Raw genomic sequence first — 262 nt, forward strand, 5'->3', positions numbered from 1 at the left:
GATAGTTCCTGCATGACGTGACGCGCGACGCAGCCACGCGCAAACTGATAGGCGTCGCTCATCCCACGATAGCGTTCTTGCAGAAGTTCGTGGTTGTGGTGTTCCGGGTTACTGAAAATCTCAACGTTTTCGCGTGTGAGCCTTTCCGCGTTCCGCACCTCATCCAGCCCGTTGTTCATGGCGCGCAGCAACGGGCTCGCGTCCACGTGCACGTGTTCCAGCAGCGCGTATGCAAAATCCTCGGGCCGAAACGTGTCATAGG

The 262-nt window shown here is 58.0% G+C and carries 1 protein-coding gene; it reads right to left on the minus strand.

Going from position 1 to position 262, the window contains the following annotated elements; all coding sequences use genetic code 11:
* Window positions 1-262: hypothetical protein (locus tag AC1RPQ_RS08545; protein ID WP_481762355.1), on the minus strand; the 262-nt coding region annotated here is incomplete at both ends.

This window comes from Dellaglioa sp. CoH-57-MRSF-21, assembly GCF_056781915.1.